At 41.0% G+C, this 19158-nt stretch carries 12 protein-coding genes; 6 read left to right on the top strand and 6 right to left on the bottom strand.

The window, feature by feature from the left end; genetic code table 11:
- Positions 1 to 11: 11 nt before the first annotated feature.
- Positions 12 to 1055: a homoserine O-acetyltransferase family protein gene (locus tag AAH582_RS15085; RefSeq protein WP_343318413.1), complete on the top strand. Its 1044-nt coding sequence runs from the start codon at positions 12 to 14 to the stop codon at positions 1053 to 1055.
- Between the two features lie 37 nt (positions 1056 to 1092).
- Positions 1093 to 2274, top strand: a complete 1182-nt coding sequence (locus AAH582_RS15090) for a homoserine dehydrogenase (RefSeq protein WP_046674614.1) — start codon at positions 1093 to 1095, stop codon at positions 2272 to 2274.
- Between the two features lie 63 nt (positions 2275 to 2337).
- On the opposite strand, the gene AAH582_RS15095 is transcribed toward AAH582_RS15090, so the two are convergent.
- On the bottom strand, positions 2338 to 4668 hold the full coding sequence (locus AAH582_RS15095; RefSeq protein WP_343318415.1) for a GH92 family glycosyl hydrolase: 2331 nt from the start codon (positions 4666 to 4668) through the stop codon (positions 2338 to 2340).
- 353 nt (positions 4669 to 5021) lie between these two features.
- Between AAH582_RS15095 and AAH582_RS15100 the strand changes: the two genes are divergently transcribed.
- Positions 5022 to 6356: a hypothetical protein gene (locus tag AAH582_RS15100; protein WP_343318416.1), complete on the top strand. Its 1335-nt coding sequence runs from the start codon at positions 5022 to 5024 to the stop codon at positions 6354 to 6356.
- A gap of 64 nt (positions 6357 to 6420) precedes the next feature.
- On the opposite strand, the gene AAH582_RS15105 is transcribed toward AAH582_RS15100, so the two are convergent.
- A complete protein-coding gene (locus tag AAH582_RS15105; RefSeq protein ID WP_046674612.1) occupies positions 6421 to 7155 on the bottom strand; it encodes a GntR family transcriptional regulator in 735 nt (244 codons plus the stop codon).
- A 93-nt stretch (positions 7156 to 7248) separates the two neighbouring features.
- On the opposite strand from AAH582_RS15105, the gene AAH582_RS15110 reads away from it, so the two are divergent.
- From AAH582_RS15110 to AAH582_RS15120, 3 genes are read left to right on the top strand one after another with little or no spacing between them, the layout of a single operon-like run.
- The gene (locus tag AAH582_RS15110; RefSeq protein ID WP_286753852.1) at positions 7249 to 8586 is read left to right on the top strand and encodes a sugar porter family MFS transporter; all 1338 of its coding nucleotides are present in this window, start codon (positions 7249 to 7251) and stop codon (positions 8584 to 8586) included.
- Positions 8587 to 8636: 50 nt separating this feature from the next.
- Positions 8637 to 10391 (top strand): class I mannose-6-phosphate isomerase, encoded by a 1755-nt coding sequence (locus AAH582_RS15115; protein ID WP_343318418.1) that lies wholly within the window; start codon positions 8637 to 8639, stop codon positions 10389 to 10391.
- 30 nt (positions 10392 to 10421) lie between these two features.
- Positions 10422 to 11720, top strand: a complete 1299-nt coding sequence (locus AAH582_RS15120) for a hypothetical protein (RefSeq protein ID WP_343318420.1) — start codon at positions 10422 to 10424, stop codon at positions 11718 to 11720.
- Between the two features lie 343 nt (positions 11721 to 12063).
- Here the strand turns inward: AAH582_RS15120 and AAH582_RS15125 are convergent, their stop codons facing one another.
- The 4 genes from AAH582_RS15125 to AAH582_RS15140 form a co-directional block, all read right to left on the bottom strand.
- On the bottom strand, positions 12064 to 13476 hold the full coding sequence (locus AAH582_RS15125) for a c-type cytochrome domain-containing protein (protein WP_286767091.1): 1413 nt from the start codon (positions 13474 to 13476) through the stop codon (positions 12064 to 12066).
- Positions 13473 to 14345, bottom strand: a complete 873-nt coding sequence (locus tag AAH582_RS15130; protein ID WP_343318421.1) for a sugar phosphate isomerase/epimerase family protein — start codon at positions 14343 to 14345, stop codon at positions 13473 to 13475. Before AAH582_RS15130 ends, AAH582_RS15125 begins: the two co-directional genes overlap by 4 nt.
- 4 nt (positions 14346 to 14349) lie before the next feature.
- Positions 14350 to 15849 (bottom strand): DUF1501 domain-containing protein, encoded by a 1500-nt coding sequence (locus AAH582_RS15135; protein ID WP_343318422.1) that lies wholly within the window; start codon positions 15847 to 15849, stop codon positions 14350 to 14352.
- Between the two features lie 174 nt (positions 15850 to 16023).
- Positions 16024 to 18780 carry a DUF1553 domain-containing protein gene (locus AAH582_RS15140; protein WP_343318423.1) on the bottom strand — a complete coding sequence of 919 codons (2757 nt, stop codon included), beginning with the start codon at positions 18778 to 18780 and terminating at the stop codon, positions 16024 to 16026.
- Positions 18781 to 19158: the final 378 nt, after the last annotated feature.

Below are 19158 nucleotides of genomic sequence, written 5' to 3' on the forward strand. Positions count from 1 at the left end.
TTAAACGTGAAATGAGTAAGCATATATATCTGCACCCGGAGCCTTTTGTATTTGAAAATGGAAGAGAGCTTACTGATTTACAAATCAGTTATGAAACATTTGGCAAACCCAACGCAGATCGCAGCAATGTGATCTGGGTTTGCCATGCATTAACGGCCAATGCAGATGTGCTGGATTGGTGGTCCGGTCTTTTTGGAACAGGTGAGTTGTTTGATGCAAACGATTATTATATTATTTGTGCCAATGTCATAGGATCAGCATATAATAGCAGTAATCCGCTATCTGTAAACCCAGCAACCGGACAACCCTATTACCTATCTTTCCCCGAATTCACAGTGAGGGATTTGGTCAACGCACATCAAGTCCTTGCGGACCACCTGGAAATCAAACAAATAGAGATCCTTATCGGGGGGTCATTAGGCGGTCAACAAGCATTGGAATGGGCCGTATCGCACAGTATAGCCATCAACCATCTCATCGTGGTTGGAACAAATGCCGTCCACTCACCATGGGGTATTGCATTCAATGAAAGTCAACGTCTGGCCATTACAACTGATCGAACCTTTTACGCCAATCACCCTGATGGTGGAGCTAAAGGATTGAAAGTTGCACGCGCTATGGCACTGTTGTCTTACCGCAACTATACAACGTATGCCAACACGCAAAAGGAGGATGATAACGAAAAACTCGATCATTATAAAGCATCCTCCTATCAGAACTATCAGGGTGAAAAATTGGTGAAACGCTATAATGCGTACAGCTATTATTTCCTGACCAAAGCAATGGACAGCCACAATTTAGGTCGGGGAAGACGATCTATTGAATCTGCTTTGGCGAGCATCGAATGTCCAACTTTAGTCCTGAGCGTTAATACAGATTTGTTGTTTCCGCCACAAGAGCAACAATTCATCGCGCAACATGTTCCCAATGCCCATTATCAAGAGATTGAATCGACCTATGGCCACGATGGCTTTTTGATCGAAACAAAAAAACTCACAAAAATCATTAGCAGCTTTCTGCGGGAACAAAAAGAATACATAAACGAATTAGTATAAGAGAGTAAATAATATATAAGAGAATTTAAGAAGAGATATGAGTAATAAATTAACAATAGGGATGTTTGGGTTTGGTGTCGTAGGTCAAGGTCTTTACGATATCATCAAAACCAAAGATCTTAATCTGGAGATCAAGAAATTTGTCATTAAAAACGGAGATAAAAAACGCTCGCTACCAGCAGATTTATTTTCTACCGATGCCGAAACAATTTTAGGTGACCCAGAAATTAATACTGTTGTCGAACTAATCGATGATGCCGAAGCAGCATACCAACTAACTGTTCGTGCTTTGAAATCGGGGAAAAATGTGGTATCTGCCAATAAAAAAATGATTGCCAGCCATTTGGAAGAGCTGGTTGATATCCAACATGAATACGGGACCAGTTTATTATATGAAGGTGCCGTTTGCGGAAGTATTCCCATTATACGGAATTTAGAAGAATACTATGACAATGAATTACTGCATTCTGTCAGCGGTATTTTTAATGGATCTTCCAACTACATTTTATCTAAAGTTTTCAACGAAAATCAGCAATATACAGATGCTTTAAAGAAAGCACAAGAACTTGGTTTTGCAGAAACAGATCCAACGCTGGATGTAGGTGGATTTGACCCCAAATTTAAGGTATGTATTGTTGCTTCACATGCGTACGGTATCTATGTCAAACCAGAAGATGTGTTCAATATTGGTATTGATAAATTGGGACAGCAAGATATTCGTTTTGCGAAAGAAAAGAACCTCAAGATCAAATTGATACCCACGGCAAAAGAGATCGACGGCGACAAAGTTGTACTTTATGTATTACCACGCCTAGTAGGCAAAGACAGCATGCTCTATAATGTAGAAAATGAGAACAATGGAGTATTGGTGAAAGCGGCCTTTGCAGACGAACAATTTTTCTATGGTAAAGGAGCAGGTGGCCACCCAACAGGTTCTGCTGTGCTATCGGATATCGCGGCTCTTCGCTATGGATACCGCTATGAGTATAAAAAACATTTAGAATCCAGCACATTAAATTATAGCCAAGATTATTTAATTAAGGTTTATTTGAGATATACAGATGATACACTGATTGAAAAGTTAAATTTCAGTGAAATCACAGAACGATATTACGCACCAGATTTCAAATATGTCATCGGACATATTAATCTTCAACAAATCGCAGCCCATAAAGCTGATTTGGATCAAGAGGGCAATTTTATTGCTGAAATCGCGTAGGCAATCAACAAACCAACCTACCTTGAAAATAGCCCCGAATGGGGCTATTTTTTTATCTTATATTTAGTCACCTTTCAACTTGAGATCTAAAATCCCACCTTCCACCAAACGTTCAAAAGGAAGTTGCCAACCTTTCCACAGGCGATTATTCAACCGAACTTGATCAACAATAGAACTATTGGGTTGCTCTTTCTTCACCTGAATGATAAATTTATTTTTTCTTAAATTCTTCGGCAATTGTATCGTTACCCGATCGAAAAGTGGCGCGCCGATCTGAAGTGCGGGCTTCTCGGTGGTGAGACTTCGGACATCGAATAGGCCGATACTCGACAAGACATACCATGCTCCAAGCTGTCCTTGGTCTTCGTCTTGTCCGTAGCCATAGCCATGTATCGCATCGTTACCATAAAACTCATTGCAAATTGCCCGTACCCATTTTTGACTGAGATCAGGTCTACCAGAAAAATAGAACAGCCAAGAGATATGCAGGTTCGGTTGATTACCGTGATTATAAAGACTTTCAATCCCTGCGAAGGCGTCAATTTGTGTACCACCTCCAAACACATTCTTCTGCGACACCGTAAAGATACTATCCAACCGCTGATTGAACAGATCCTTTCCAACGAGTTTAACCAATTCTTGTGGGACATGCGGAACATAGAAGGTATACTGCCATGCATTTCCTTCCTGAAATCCACGCCATGGTTCATAAGAGTTAAAGTTTGAAATGAATCGTCCAGTACTATCCTTTGGCCGCATAAACTTCGTCTCGGCATCATACAGATTGCGCCATCCATTGGATAATTCCTGAAATTTAACATAGTCTTTTTGACGCCCCAATGATTTTGCAAATTGCGCAGCCGCTCCAGCGGAAAAAGCATATTCCAAGGTATGCGAAGCGCCAAAAGGAGATCCATTGGTCATTAATTCGGGACTGCCATGATCATCTTTTATATACGGTGAGTAGCCTTTGCGGACGAAAACTCCCACATCTAACTTTCCTGCTCCAGGCAGACGGTCCTTCGCTTCCAATTCATTTTTGCGTACCGCATCATAAGCAAGATTCATATCATAGTCACGAATACCGACATTGTAGGCCGCTGCGATTGCCAAACCCGTAAAATTAGTTCCTACACCCGAAACGTATTTACTGTTGGCAATACCGTCTCCTAACCAACCTGCATCGCGATAGACCAACAATTGACTCTGAATCCAGTCGTTGTAATAGTCTGGATACGCAATAGACCACAACTGTGTCAAATTCCAAAATGCGCCCCAGATAGCATCGGTATTATAATGATGATGAATCGGTTGCCCTTGCTTATTTAGGGCAATCTGCCCCACCGAGCCGTCATTTTTGGGATATGCACCATTTACATCGCTTGCAAGCCCACGGCCAAGTAAAGCATGATACAATCCCGTATAAAATTTAATGCGGTCGTCCGCTTTGCCCCCTTCCACCAAAATTCTTCCCAGTTCACTATTCCAGGTTTGCAAGGCATTATTCTTTGCAGCATCAAACGACATATCCTTCGCCTCTTTAAGCAAATTCAGTTGTGCGTTTTCTACAGAAGTATAAGATAAACCCGTCTTGATGTCTATTGATTCGCCTGCTTCAGTGCCAAACTTCAGATATACTCCAGCTCCTTTTCCTTTTATGCGCGTATGTTGGTCAAAAGTTATGGAATCTCTAAATGTCCCAAAAGACTTCGGTTGTTTGTTGATCTCCGCGAAGAAAAACATCTTGACCGTAGCCCCCTGCTGATATTTTTGTACATATACAGGATTGGTAACCACATATCCCCAGACGTGCTGTTTGTCATAATTTACTTCGGCATCAACGACCGGTCCACTTTCCCCCATCACATGGCCAATATCGAAAATAAGGTTGGCTTCTTCCGTTTTTGGAAAAGTATAGCGGTGAAAACCGACACGCTTCGTTGCCGTAAGCTCAGCAAGTATATTATAATCTTTTAGCATGACACGGTAATAGCCAGAAGTGGCAAATTCATCCTTCTTGTCAAAATCGGAACGATAACCGCTTTTTGGACGATCAAGTTGACCGGGCATTGTCTTCAATTTTCCAACGGATGGTGCAAATACCACTCCGCCTACCTGAAATTCGTGAAAATTAGCAAAGCCTTCTATTGAGGTATGCCTATCGTCATAACCCACGGCCTCCCAGCCCGACTTGTTCCCATAGCTTCCATTTGTGCTCGGAGCGAGCTTAGCCATTCCAAAAGGTACGGCTGCTGGTGTATAAAAGAAATACCGACTATGGACGGATCCAATATTAGGTTTTACAAAAACGGTCAAATCTGTTTTCTGCTGTGCGGAAACAGCTGCCGTACTCACAAATAAACTACAAAAATAATAAATGATACGCTTTACCATTGTTCTCAATTAGGTTCTACAGCAAACTTACAAAAAAATAGAGTATGTATAAACATGAGTTAGATTTTATTACTTAATTTAACGACTTAACAGATTGCATCGCAACGCCTAAATTTGTAAAATTTTAAATACTAATCAAATAAAACACTATTAAAGCTTAAATACTGACATTTTTCCATAACTTTGATTGTACATACATATTAAAATATAACCAGTAAATAAATTCAAAAAAATACACATCGAACGGCTGATCTTCGATCACAAGCCTGAAATAAATACAAATTAACGTTGAAATAAATACCAATGATTGACAGGTACACTTGTCAATCCTAATTAATTACAATACAACCACAATGAAAAAAAACACCACATTTTTTAGTCTAATACTTCTGTTACTCGGAACCCAACTATCAGCACAACAAACAAAACCCGACCGTATCGCGCAACTTAAGTTAGCAAAAAGCATTCTAGCGGATCAAAACCTAAAATATGTGGACAGCCTTGCCCGAGAGGTCATCAAAGAAGGTTTCAATGCGGGAAGTGGCTACTCACAAATTTGGGCCAGAGATCTCAATACATTCATCGAAACCGCATTGGAAGAGCGGTCCCAAGCGGACATTAGAGGGGCTATTTTAGTATTTTTTAAGATGCAACAGCCCAATGGCGAAATGGTAGACGGCTATGTACTAAAGAAAGACTTTACCTGGCATGATGATACACCCTACTATTCAAAAAACGCTCCTGATCATGTGGGTTTTAAAAACACGGTAGAAACCGACCAGGAAACGTCACTCATCCAATTGTTGGGTAAATACATAATAAAAACAAAGGATTACAGTATCTTGGAGGAGTCTATCGGTGGAATTTCTGTAAAAGACCGTATCCAACTTATGTTGGATTATCTGAAAAAGGAACGGTTCAACCAAAAGTATCAGCTACTTTGGGGTGCGATGACAGCAGATTGGGGAGATGTACAGCCCAACGATAGCTTTGGTTGTGATTGGAATGACCAACTTTCCAATGAGGCAATCGATATTTATGACAACGCGATGTTTATTATTGCATTGCAGACCTTGATTGATATCCAGCCCAACTCTCCCAAGGTGGCGGAATGGAAAGGATTAAAAAAGAGTCTCGAAACGAACAGTAGACGTTATTTATGGGATAAGAAAAAACAAAAATTCATTCCGCACATATACCCTAAGACATCACCTATTCCTAAAGGATTTGATGAAAATACGATCCATTATCATGGCGGCACCGCCATCGCTATCGAAGCAGGGCTACTGACACCTTCAGAAATAAAAACAGTCAACAAACAAATGCTTGAAAACGTGCGGTTATCTGGCATGCCGAGTATTGGATTGACCTTATACCCAACCTATCCAGTTGGATTTTTCATCGGCGGAATGGCTCAGCCTTACCAATACCAAAATGGTGGTGATTGGACCTGGTTTGGCGGACGGATGATCCAGCAACTCGTTTTAAACGGCTTTTATCAGGAAGCCTATACCGAACTCCAACCGATGATCGATCGGGTTGTGAAAAACAAAGGATTTTACGAATGGTACGGTCAAAATAACGTACCCAGTGGATCAGGAAAATTCAAAGGTTCAGCAGGCGTGCTGAGTAAAGCAATAGCTCTCCTAGAAAGCTGGGCTGAAACTACCCTGGAAAAGAATCATTAAAAGAATAAATAAATTAGCTATTCACTCATCCAATTGATCCATTCAAAAAGGATGAGTGAATTCCCTAATAATCTCTTCTGCTTTCGACAGTATAGGTAAAACTTTCCGCGCGGTAGAACCCCAAATTATATTCAATCGGCTTCCCAGATTGGTCAAATACAAAGCGCTTGCGGGACAGAATAGGATCACCGATATTAATCTCCAATTTATCAGCTATAAATTTATTTGCGGCCATTGCATCCAGCTCTTCCTGAGAAAGATCTGCAACGACATGATAATCTGCTTCTAAGATCTCATATAAAGGTCTCTTAAAATCTTCATCGCCGTTTAAACCTATACGCGGATGGAAGTAAGAGATAAAATAAACAAATGGGTCATCTTTCTTTCCTCTCAGACGTTCTAGTTTTAATAGCTTTTGGTCCTCATCTACATTAAAAAACTTCGAGACTGCTTTGTCCGGAACAACCCAGCTGACGTGAAGCTCAAAATTCTTTACCTCAATTCCTCGGTTTTTCATCTCTTGTGAGAAACTCAGCCAATTCTTGGATTTGGAACTAAATTTGGAACTAGCCACCTTCGTGCCTATTCCCTTCTTTCTAATGAGCAACTCCTCGTAGACTAGTTTATTGATCGCCAAACGCAAAGTAGAACGGGAAATTGCCAATCTTTTTGCTAATTCAATTTCGTTGGGCAATAACTTACCCTCTATATATTCAGGCTGCTTAATTAATTCGCGTAACAGATTCTCTGCTTGTATATGCAGCGGAACAGGGCTTTTATGATCTATTTTTAAATTCATCAGTTGGATTGCTTGTGCTAAAATAAGATTTTTTGCATAATTAAAAAAATAGATATATGTTTGTATGTATATACATATAAATATAAACCGCAGATGTCAAAGAGATTTATCATCATTTTATGTATCGTTTCACTTGGAGGACTCCTTTTCGGTTTCGATATGGCTGTAATTGCAGGTGCATTGCCGTTAGTAAAGCAATTTTTCGGACTATCTCCTGCTCAAGAGGGCGTTTTTGTCAGTTCAGCCCTGCTAGGCTGTATTGTCGGTGTATTTTTCACAGGACCATTAACAGATAAATACGGCAGAAAACCAGCCTTTGTTACTGCGGCCCTGCTCTTTTTATGTTCAGCAATTGGCTGTGGATTCAGTCCTTCTTATAGCATATTAATTGCAAGTAGAAGCATTGGGGGCTTGGGTGTTGGCATAGCCTCAATCGTTGTGCCCTTATATCTCGCGGAAATATCGCCAAGTAAATTTAGAGGAAGATCAGTCACCTGTTACCAACTCGCTATTACATTCGGGATCCTTTTTGCGTATATCAGCAATTATTTGATTCTCGAATATAGCTCCGCACAGCAAAATGAACTCTGGCGAACTATGTTTTTAGTTGGTGCAGTACCGGCTTTATTGTTATGCATCGGAGTTTACTTTATTCCTGAAAGTCCACGTTGGCTATCTAAAAATGGGCGGAACACGGAAGTAGCAGCGATCAGTGGCGCATTAGGACTATCGGATATACAAGAGGTCGGCAACGTTTCCTCGAAGGGAAATCTACGTGATCTCTTCTCGCCTATTTATCGCAAGGCCTTCCTATTGGGCTTATTCCTTCCTTTATTTTCACAGCTCAGTGGCATAAACGCAATTGTCTACTATGGTCCGAGCATATTGCTTGAATCTGGTATTTCATTAAATAATTCCTATCATGCTCAACTATTCTTTGGAGCCGCCAATGTGTTATTTACTTTCTTTGCCATCTGGAAGGTTGACAATTGGGGTAGACGTCCCTTATATCTTTTGGGAACGGTAGGTGCTACCCTGAGTTTGCTGGTTACTGGATATCTTTTTAATCAAGGTCAAGTCAATAATATCGCATTGATTATCGCTATACTTTCGTTCTTATTTTTCTTTGCTTTTTCCATTGGCCCGCTAAAATTTGTTGTGGCGGCCGAAATCTTCCCAAATGCCATCCGGGCTCGTGCCATGGGTATCAGTATTATGGTGATGTGGATTTCCGATGCTATCGTGGGACAACTAACACCCATCCTACTCGCTTCCTGGGGGGCCCGCTATACGTTCTGGTTGTTTGCATTTTTCTGTGCCATCGCATTCCTTGTTGTACTTGCATTCCTTCCGGAAACAAAGGGTAAACCTTTGGAAGAGATCGAAAAATTCTGGATTGAAAAGCACAATAAAAAATCAACAAACAAGTAAGCAAAAAGCGACTTAATCCAACATCATTCATTTGCAATAAATTACATTATATGTATTCTAATACTCAAACAAAACCTTTTCAGTACGAAATCACACCGACGTTTCCGGTTCAGGGAACATTATCAAATTCCTACACGGATCTTGTTGCACATCTCATTACACATAATATACATAGCATTGATGGTTTTGTAGGTGTTGACTGGGCTACAATCATCCTCAGGCTAAAGCAAGAATTTGAAAAACAGGGCGTAACTCCACGATTTATTGCCATGGATTCAGCTTTAAAAACTGAATCAGCGATCCAGGAGCTTGTCGCACCATACCTCGGTGGCGACGATCCATTATTTGGAAAAAAGGCCGGGATTCAACTCATTGAGTACTTTGACACCCAAAAGCTCACGGGTTTTCAAACCATACGAGCAAACGCCGAATCAATACAAGCTGAGTATACCATCTTTTATGGTCCTGGAGCATCGTTAGTCGATACGTCTAGTCAGCTGATGTTTATTGATCTGCCTAAAAACGTCCTTATTCAACGCATGCGTGCAGGACAAGCTTTAAACTTAGGCTGTTCAACACAGACCAATCAAAAGGAAACCTACAAACGTTACTATTTTGTCGACTGGGAAATATTGAATAGACATAAAAGATCTATCCTTTCCCGTGTCGAAATTCTTGCCGATCAACAATCGTCCCAAAACCTACCATGGATCACAGGGAAGGATCTACATGCTACTTTGCTGGCCATGTCCCAAAATTACTTCCGCGTACGACCAACTTTTGAACCGGGCGTATGGGGTGGACAGTGGATGAAAGAGCACCTTACAGGCATAGATCAGCATGTCAAAAACTATGCGTGGTCCTTCGAAATGATTGTCCCTGAGAATGGCATTTTGCTCGAAGCAGATGGACATACCCTTGAAATTTCATTCGATCAATTGATGTTTCAAGAAAGTGCCAATGTGCTTGGTCATGCCCAGCAACGTTTCGATGTTGAATTCCCGATACGCTTCAATTTTCTGGATACCTTTGATGGCGGCAACCTATCCATTCAATGTCACCCTAGTCCAGCCTATGCAAAAGCAGAATTTGGAGAAAACTTCACACAGGACGAATCATACTATATCGTTGATAGAAAAGAGGACGCACAAGTGTATCTGGGCTTTCAGCAATCCATTGATGCAGACAAATTTCGCTCAGCTTTAGAAGAGAGCTTCCATAGCGGGACAGCCATGGATATCGAGCAATACGTTCAAAAGTTCGAATCCAAGAAACACCAATTGTATTTGATACCACACGGTACCGTACATTCTTCCGGCGTGAATAATCTCGTACTCGAAATCAGTGCAACACCTTACAATTATACCTTTAAAATGTACGACTGGGTACGTCCGGATTTAGATGGGAAACCACGCCCATTAAATATTGATAGAGCATTCGCCAACCTCAATTTTAGCCGAAAAGGTGATGTCGTAAAAAACACGCTACTCGCTCAGCCCACTGAAGTAGCCCTTGATGCGCAATCAACAAGAATACATTTGCCAACGCATGAAGATCATTTCTACGATGTTTTTAGATACGAATTCGATCAGGATGTTGCAATTGAAACACAAGGACAGTGTCACATCATGATGCTTGTGGAGGGGGAGGCAATTGAGCTGACGACAGCAAATGGCATGAAGAAAGTCTTTCATTATGCTGAGACTTTTGCTGTTCCTGCTGCTGCTGGATCCTATACATTGCGTAATTTAGGAAACGATAAGGCAAAGGTTATCCAATCTTTTGTCAAAGAATCCAAATGTTAATCAAACCATTTACTATAAACTAACAGCACAATGAGAACTCTATTTTTTGCGTTATCTTCGTCTCTCCTATTACTGTCCTGCCAAAATGCTGGCGGTAAGGTTTCGACAAACAATTTACAGGACAGCATCCAAAAAGACAGCAGCTTCAATCTTGTCAAAGATATGGCTACGAACGTCATTAAAAGTGGATTCAATGCGGGGGATGGATACAGTGAGGTGTGGATTAGAGATTACAATACATTTATCACCTTAGCGACAAAAGTCCATCCCCATGAACAGATCAAAGATCAATTAGCTTTGTTTTTTAAGCTACAAGGTTCTGATGGTAATATTGCCGATGGTTTTGTCAAAAAATCCAGCTTAAAAAATGGCGTATCGGACTATTATACCATCACTAGTCCCTTAGCTCCTGATTATGCAGCACACAAAAATACAGTTGAAACGGACCAGGAGTCTTCTTTGATCCAAGCGGTACATAAATATATCGTTGCAACGAAAGATAAGGCTTTTCTCGATGAAAAAATTGGAAATGCGACTGTAAAGGATCGCATGGAGCATGCTTTACAATTTTTATTGGACAAACGTTATAATGCTACTTATGGTTTACTTTGGGGCGCAACTACGGTCGATTGGGGTGACGTTCAACCTGAACACGATTGGGGTGTCCACCTCGATGAAAATTCGCATATTGCTTTGGACATCTACGACAATGCAATGTTTTTGATCGCGCTTGACAATTACATGGATCTTTTCCCTGAGAAAAAAGAAAAGTGGGGAAAAATCAGAGCGTCTATAGCAAGTAATACCATGAAACACCTTTGGGATGAAAAGAACCAAAAGTTTATTCCCCATATTTATATCAAAGGCTCTCCTTTTGCGGCTGATTTTGATGAAAATCAAATCTATTATCATGGTGGAACAGCAATTGCTATTGAGGCTAATTTGCTCAGCAAAGAGCAAATAAAAGTTTCATTGGATAAAATGATTAAAAATGTAAAAGATGCTGGTGCAGCAACAATTGGACTTACTGTGTACCCGACTTATCCGGCAGGCTCGTTTAAGAACAAAGGCATGTATCCTTACGGTTATCAAAATGGTGGGGACTGGACTTGGTTTGGTGGTCGTATGATTCAGCAGCTTGTTAAAAATGGCTTTCAACAGGAAGCTTATGCGCAAATACAGCCGATGCTTGCCCGTGTTATCAAAAACAAAGGATTTTATGAATGGTACACAAAAGATAACAAACCAGAGGGCTCTGGAACTTTTAGAGGTGAAGCAGGTGTCCTTTACGATGCCATCGAGTTATTAGAAGGTGCTGGCACGAAATAAAAACAGCTTATCGTGATGTAAAAAGAGCAGCAGGAAATTCCTTGCTGCTCTTTTATTTGAAATCGTCACCTCCGCATTCCTATTCCTATTCCTATTCCTATTCCTATTCCTATTCCTATTCCTATTCCTATTCCTATTCCTATTCCTATTCCTATTCCTATTCCTCCTATCCCACTCTAGCGCATTTTGTATCATTCCCCTTATACATTCGCTTCGTATCTGCTAAGATATCCTGTTTATGTTCCTTAATAACTTTCCCGTCTTACCCAATCGTTAAATTATACAATAATATTTCATTCGGATTGCGGATTTCCAGCGTATAGCCAGCAATTCCAACAACAGCTCAAAACCTGATTGTATCGGTTTCAATAAAAGGCAAACTATAATTACCGGTATCTGCCTTAATCTTAGCGTTCAGCTGCTTTATCGTAGCGACTTCCTGATTTGCGGTTTTATAGAGATAGACGTTTTTTAAACTCGGAAGGTCGTTCAGTTTTGACAGACCTTTTGAGGTAACTTTTGTTCCCGTCAGATTTAAATACGTTAATTTTGACAGACCTTTCAACTGGCTCAATCCGGCATCGGAAATTTCTGTATTTTCCAGATGTAGGCGGGAAAGACTCGGCATTGCAGAAAATGTTGAGAAAGCAAGATCTGTAACAGCTGTATTTCCTAATTTCAGCTGTACAATATTATCCTTAATACTTAATAATTCCTGTAGGTCCTTATCATTAAATTGAGGATAATTAATGGCATTAACCAACACAAAGTTATTATCTTTTGCAACTTGGATGATCTTAATACCCTTAGCCTGCCAAGCATCGATTTTATCTTTTGGCAAAGCTGGCGCTGCAGGTAAATCTGCATATAATACCGATGGAGTGTCTTTTTCCCCTGTTTCCAATTTTTTCAACAAATGAGCGATTTCCTCCGTTTGTGGTATTTCACGCACTTTTTTATCAAAATTGGCTCCTTGATCTATCCACCAGGCAATCAGTCTGATCTGATCAGGAGTTATCGGCGTACGACCTTTAGGTGGCATTCGCTTCTTATGTCCCTCAGGTAATACCAACCTGGCATATAATTCACTCTTTTTCGAATCGCTTGCATGCAGTACTGTGCCATTCTCTCCTCCTTTTAACAAATTCTCTTTTGTATCCAATGCCAGCCCCCCTTCCTGCTTTTTTTTCCCATGGCAGCTTTGACAACGCTGTTTAAGAATAGGTTGAATAATTCCATTATAGGCATCTGCTTCCTGTGCATTTTGAACGATAAGAACCTCCTCTTTGTCTTCTTCCGTTTTAAACAGCTTTTTTAGTGCCACTGGCATAGCTTCGACAAAGTAGCCCTTTCCATGCGTCAATGTTCCACCATAGTGTCCAGTGACCCCAATCATGATTACTACGAGAAAAAAAAGCCAAAAGCGAAATGCAGCAGAAGATTCTTTACGATAGAGAAACCACAATAATAAGCTGCTCAACGCCACGACAATTCCTAACCACTTGTGATAGCTCAGTACATCCTCCTCATAACCTCCATTTCGTGAAAGCAGATAACCCGATAAAGCAGCCACTATGGCGGCTATAGTCCCTAGGAATAAGGAGAGCTTAATAGCAGGCAAATACATAGCTCCGCCTTTAAACTGCGCAATAATTGCCATAACAAAAGCCAACAACAATATGCCGATCGGTAGGTGGACCAAAAGAGGATGAAATCGTCCCGAAAAGCCCAATAATTCATCAAAGAAAACCATCATTCTTTATATCTGTCTTTGAGTAAATGCAACATATAGACATTGATTGACCACTGATCGGCCACCGGTTGTTGTGTAAATGGCAATGTGGGTAAATAACCCGCTGGGCCAAACTCGGTTGTTATGGTTAATAACTTCATCCCATTTTCCTTGTGGTTAGCAACAACTTTATCCCACCAAGCCAAATGTTGTGCAACAATACTCTTCCATTCGGGAGCGGCGGGGTCGTTGACTTGTGGTCCTTCGGGATGCCCAATGCGTGCATGAATGTGCTCAGTTCTAGAAAGTGCCTTTGTTACAGCCTCGGTCTGATCAGAAAGCATTGATTCGTGTACATTGCACCAATGCGAAATATCCAACGCAAGTTGTAACGTCGGAATCTTCTCTAAATATTCTTTTGTTACATGGGCTGCAAAACTAAATCTTCCGCGATGAGTCTCATGATAAACGGGGATATGGTACTTATTTTTAGCTGCATCAGCAAGCTCAATCAATGTTTTGTTCTGTTCAAACGAGTAATAATCTTTACCTGTATGGCAATTAATATAATCGGGTTTCAGCTGTGCTGCTTCATTCAAATTACGCTTAAAACTTTCTTTATATTCCTCATAAGTTCCACCAGATCCCCCTGAAAGTAACCCTAAACTCAATCCATGTTTATGTAATGCATCGATCATCTCTTTGCGCTCTTTGGGACTACCAGGTAACCAAGATTCAACACCATCGTAACCTGCATTTTTCACACGGAGACAGAACGTATCCCAGGAATCATTATTTCCCCAATTGGTGCAATAATATTTAATGTGCAACTGCTGGGCAGTCATGGATAGAAAACTGCTCATAAATAAAATTAATACTAGAATTTGTTTCATTTTTTTAAATTATAGCTTGAATTAGTTCACCCTCCACATCTGTCAATCGGAATGGCCTTCCCTGAAAATCGTATGTAAATTTCTCATGATCAAAACCCAAAAGATGAAGCATGGTCGCATGGACATCGTGTACAGAACTACGCCCTTCTACCCCGGCGAACCCGATATCATCGGTTTGACCGTAACTTATACCATTACGAACTCCTCCACCTGCCATCCAGATGGTATAGGCATCGGTATGATGATCACGTCCCAGGAATGGCATGTCGCTGTTGTCCCTATTTTCTTGCATCGGTGTGCGCCCAAATTCCCCGCCCCACACCACCAGTGTTTCTTCCAGCAAACCACGTTGCTTTAGATCCATAATCAATGCGGTCATAGGTCGATCAATCTCTCGGCATTTATTTCTAAAACCGAGATCAATCGAATCTGCTGGATTAGTACCGTGACTGTCCCAGCCCCAATCAAATAACTGAACGAATCGTACCCCTTGTTCTACGAGTTTCCGAGCCAATAGGCAATTATTGGCGAACGATTCCTTACCAGGCTCTGTTCCGTACAATTCGTGAATATAAGCCGGTTCATTATTGATGTCCATCACTTCAGGTACGGCTACCTGCATTTTATAAGCCATCTCATATTGTGCGATCCGCGACAAGGTTTCGGGGTCTTTAAAGGTATCGTATTCTGTTTTGTTGACGTTATTAATGGCGTCAATCAAATCACGCTTCATATCCCTTCCCATTCCTTCAGGATCGGCAATGTACAATACGGGATCACCCTTTGAACGACATTGAACGCCTTGGTATACCGATGGTAAAAATCCACTTCCCCAGACACTTTTACCAGCATCAGGCGTTTTACCTCCCGATGTTAACACAACAAAACCGGGTAAATTGCTATTTTCAGATCCCAGACCATAAGTTACCCATGAACCAATGCTAGGGCGACCGAGACGGGCACTTCCTGTATGCATAAACAATTGGGCCGGGCCGTGATTGAACTGATCGGTATGCACAGCCTTCAGAAAACTCACTTCATCAACGACTTTACTAAAATGAGGCAAATGATCTGATACCCAAGCCCCACTTGCTCCATACTGTTTAAAAGTAGCCTGTGGTCCCAGCATTTTTGGAATCCCACGAATAAAAGCAAATTTCTTTCCTGCAAGCAAGGACTCCGGACAAGGTTGATTATGTAATTTCTGCAAGGCAGGCTTGTAATCAAATAACTCCAATTGTGATGGAGCGCCAGCCATATGCAGGTAAATGACATTTTTAGCCTTACCTGGGAAATGAGGTGGCTTGGGCACAAGTGGATTGAGTGCATTCAGATCCAACTTTTCTGCTGATTTTGACTGTCCCCATCCATTACAACTCGTTAACAAACTCCCCAAAGCAATACCGCCGATACCGGCCACACAATCTTTTAGAAAATGTCTTCTGGTGACAGCCTGCAATTCAAATTGTTGAGCTTCTTTTATTAGCTTATTTAGGTCTTTCATCTGACTATCATTACGTATGAACGGGCTGTGTCTCTAAAATTTTAGTGCGCAGCTTTAGCTCATTTCGGTTTATATTCTTACTATTTTATAGGTCTAACCTTCTCAATAAAAGACTTCGTTTTCATACGATAGTCCTTATTCAGAAGTTTCGGTCCATATTTATCATTTCAATATTTATGATTTCGTTAAAAATTCGTCCAAATTCAACACTGCATTCGCAACAAGCATGTAGGCAGCTTTTGAAGTCAGGACCTTTACATTGCTTTTTGCTAAATCTTCATTCAAAAATTTTGCTGCCGAATCAGGCTTTTTGCTGAAATCAACCAATGCCTTTTGATAAAGATGTTCCAGCTCTTTGAGTTTCTTTTCATCGGCATCCTTCAACATGGCACGTCTATAACCGACACGAATACCATTTCTAAGGTTTCCATTTCCCTCTTTCTCCATAATAGCCCCCAGATGTTTAGCCGCTTCGAGATAAACAGGATCATTTAATGTGGCAAGCGCTTGCAGCGGTGTATTGGTGCGAATACGGTCGACCAAACAAACCTCCCTACTAGAAGCATCAAAAGAAACAAAAGACGGATAAGGACTCGTACGCTTTAAAAACGTATAGATGCCCCTTCGGTATTGATCTTCTCCAGCACTTTTCACCCAGGACTCACCGCTATATACAGTCATCCATACCCCATCAGGTTGGTAGGGCATTACACTTGGTCCATACATTTTGTTGCTGAGCAATCCACTTACAGCTAAAGCTTGGTCACGAATCTGCTCGGCAGATAATCTAAACCGAGGTCCCCTTGCCAAATAATAATTCTGTGGATCCTTCTCAAAACTGGAATTGTTCAAGCTAGAGGACTGCTTATACGTTCCGGATAAGACAATCTCGCGGATCAGTTTTTTAACGCTCCACTTTTTGGTATTCATCAGATCTAGGGCAAGGTAATCCAATAACTCTCGGTGAATTGGCGGGATACTCTGAGTGCCCATATCTCCCAATGGTTCAACTAGGCCCCGGCCAAATAGCTGTGCCCATACGCGATTAACTAAGGTTCGTGCTGTCAAGGGGTTTTCCTTACTGACAATCCACTGCGCAAACCCCAGACGGTTGCGCGGAGCGCCTTTCGGGAAACTATTCAGTGAAGCCGGAACTGTAGGCTGTACTTCCGCCCCCAGAGACAGACGGTTACCACGTATAAATACATTTGTTTTACGATGCATGTCTTTGGGATTTTCAATCATGATTGGCACACCTTCGGGTTGCATGTTGACCAACTGGAGAAAAGTCTTTTGAAAATTCATATTATCCAGTGACTTTTCATGTGGAAAGTTCTCACGAAATGCAAACCATTCAATCATGCAGATCGGCTGCCCATGCGCCACAGATGGATTTTTGAAAACCAGATATAAGTCATGTACACCGCGAGTCGGGAGTATGGGAGACTGAATAACCTGTCTTCCATTTGTACTCGGCAAATCAATAACGGCGAGAATTGGTCCTGTAGGTTTATCCACGTGAATTTCTAATTTTCCACCTACCGCGCCTGTCCAGAAATTCATAAAAAATTGCTGTTTATTATCCAAGTTTATTGCCCTTAACCGAGCCGATCCTCCAGTTCTAACCCCCAACCATTTCGTATCATAAAGCGCACCATCTACTATTTGATCGCTGTAATGCGCATGTATTTTGGGTTCAAGAGTGTGAAGGAATAGATCTGTTGATTTTACCAAGCTTGCATTTCCTGTCGTCGACAACCACCTTTTTATACTGTCAATTCGCTTTTCATCTTGTGCCGTATAAAAACGAAGTTTAGGATGGTCACCTTGGGTGTCTTCATCTCTGGTGTTGTTAAAAAAAGCTAACGATTTATAATACTCTTCAAATTTAAAGGGATCATAAGTATGACTATGGCATTGCACGCATTCGAAGGTTGTACTCAACCATACTTGATAGGTTGTATTTAAGCGATCCAAAACCGCAGCCATCCTAAATTCCTCACTATCGGTCCCCCCTTCATCATTATTCATGGTATTGCGATGGAAGGCGGTTGCGATAAGTTGATCCTTGGTTGGCTCCGGGAGCAAATCCCCAGCGAGCTGTTCAATCGTAAATTCATCATAAGGCATATCCTTGTTCAGGGCCTTAATGACCCAATCCCGATAGGACCATATCGTGCGCGAACCATCCTTCTCGTAACCCTTCGTATCTGCATATCGCGCCATATCCAACCACCAACTCGCCCACTTTTCGCCATATTTCTGCGACGCTAACAAACTATCTACACGCAAGGTATAAGCATCATCACGCTGATCTGCTTCAAAGGCTTGAATTTCTGCCAACGTGGGTGGAATACCAATCAGATCTAAATACACTCTCCGTAGCAACAGTGCTTTATCGGCCTCATCAGCAAAGGATAATTTCTTCTCTTTCATTTTATCCAAAACAAAAAAATCAATCGTATTATTCACCCCTTTAGGTTTGACACCAAATATACCGAGCAATGAAAAAGGTTTAGGTACCTCAGTCTCCTTGGGCGTTGTATATGCCCAATGCTCTCCCCATTTGGCACCTTCATCGATCCATCTTTTGAGTATATCAATTTCATCATCGTTCAGTTTAGGGGCATTGTAAGGCATACGCAATTCAGGGTCATCGGAAATCAGTCTCTTTACCAGTTCACTATGTTCGCCATCGCCACGAATAATTGCTGGTTTGCCAGACTCGGCTTTGGCGAAGGCCTCATTTTCAAAAAGAAAACTTAGTCCGCCATTTTTTTTAACCCCACCATGGCATGTGATACAATGTCTATTCAATATCGGTTTAACATCAGCGCTAAAATCAATTGGCTCTTTCTTTCCAAAGGTCAAAATGCTCGTACCAATAAGCACAAGCGCCAATAATGTTAGCACCACAATCTTTTTTCTCATAGCATTGGGATATATCTACTCTATAATATTTTAGGTTTATGCACTACAACGAAATAAATAATGATTGTTTTTTTCGTTAAGTGGAGCCGAAACTATCCGATAAATGTGCTAGTTTCGAGTAGGATAAAATTAGATAACAACACTGGATTATACTAAAACTGGATTAACAGAAACATAAACAATATTACCCTTTGCTCTTGCAAGATTTTCTGGATACTATATTCCCACTTGCTCAAAAGATTGATTTAAAACAGCATGATGTACTTTTTTCGGTTAAACTGCAGACCCTAAAAACGGTACTTTTATACCATATTCTTTTGTCTCAAAAAGTATAACAATTTCGATACGAACTCACTTTTTTGATTTCATACACTGTAT

It is taken from the genome of Sphingobacterium multivorum (genome assembly GCF_039511225.1).
In the GTDB taxonomy this organism is placed as follows: domain Bacteria; phylum Bacteroidota; class Bacteroidia; order Sphingobacteriales; family Sphingobacteriaceae; genus Sphingobacterium.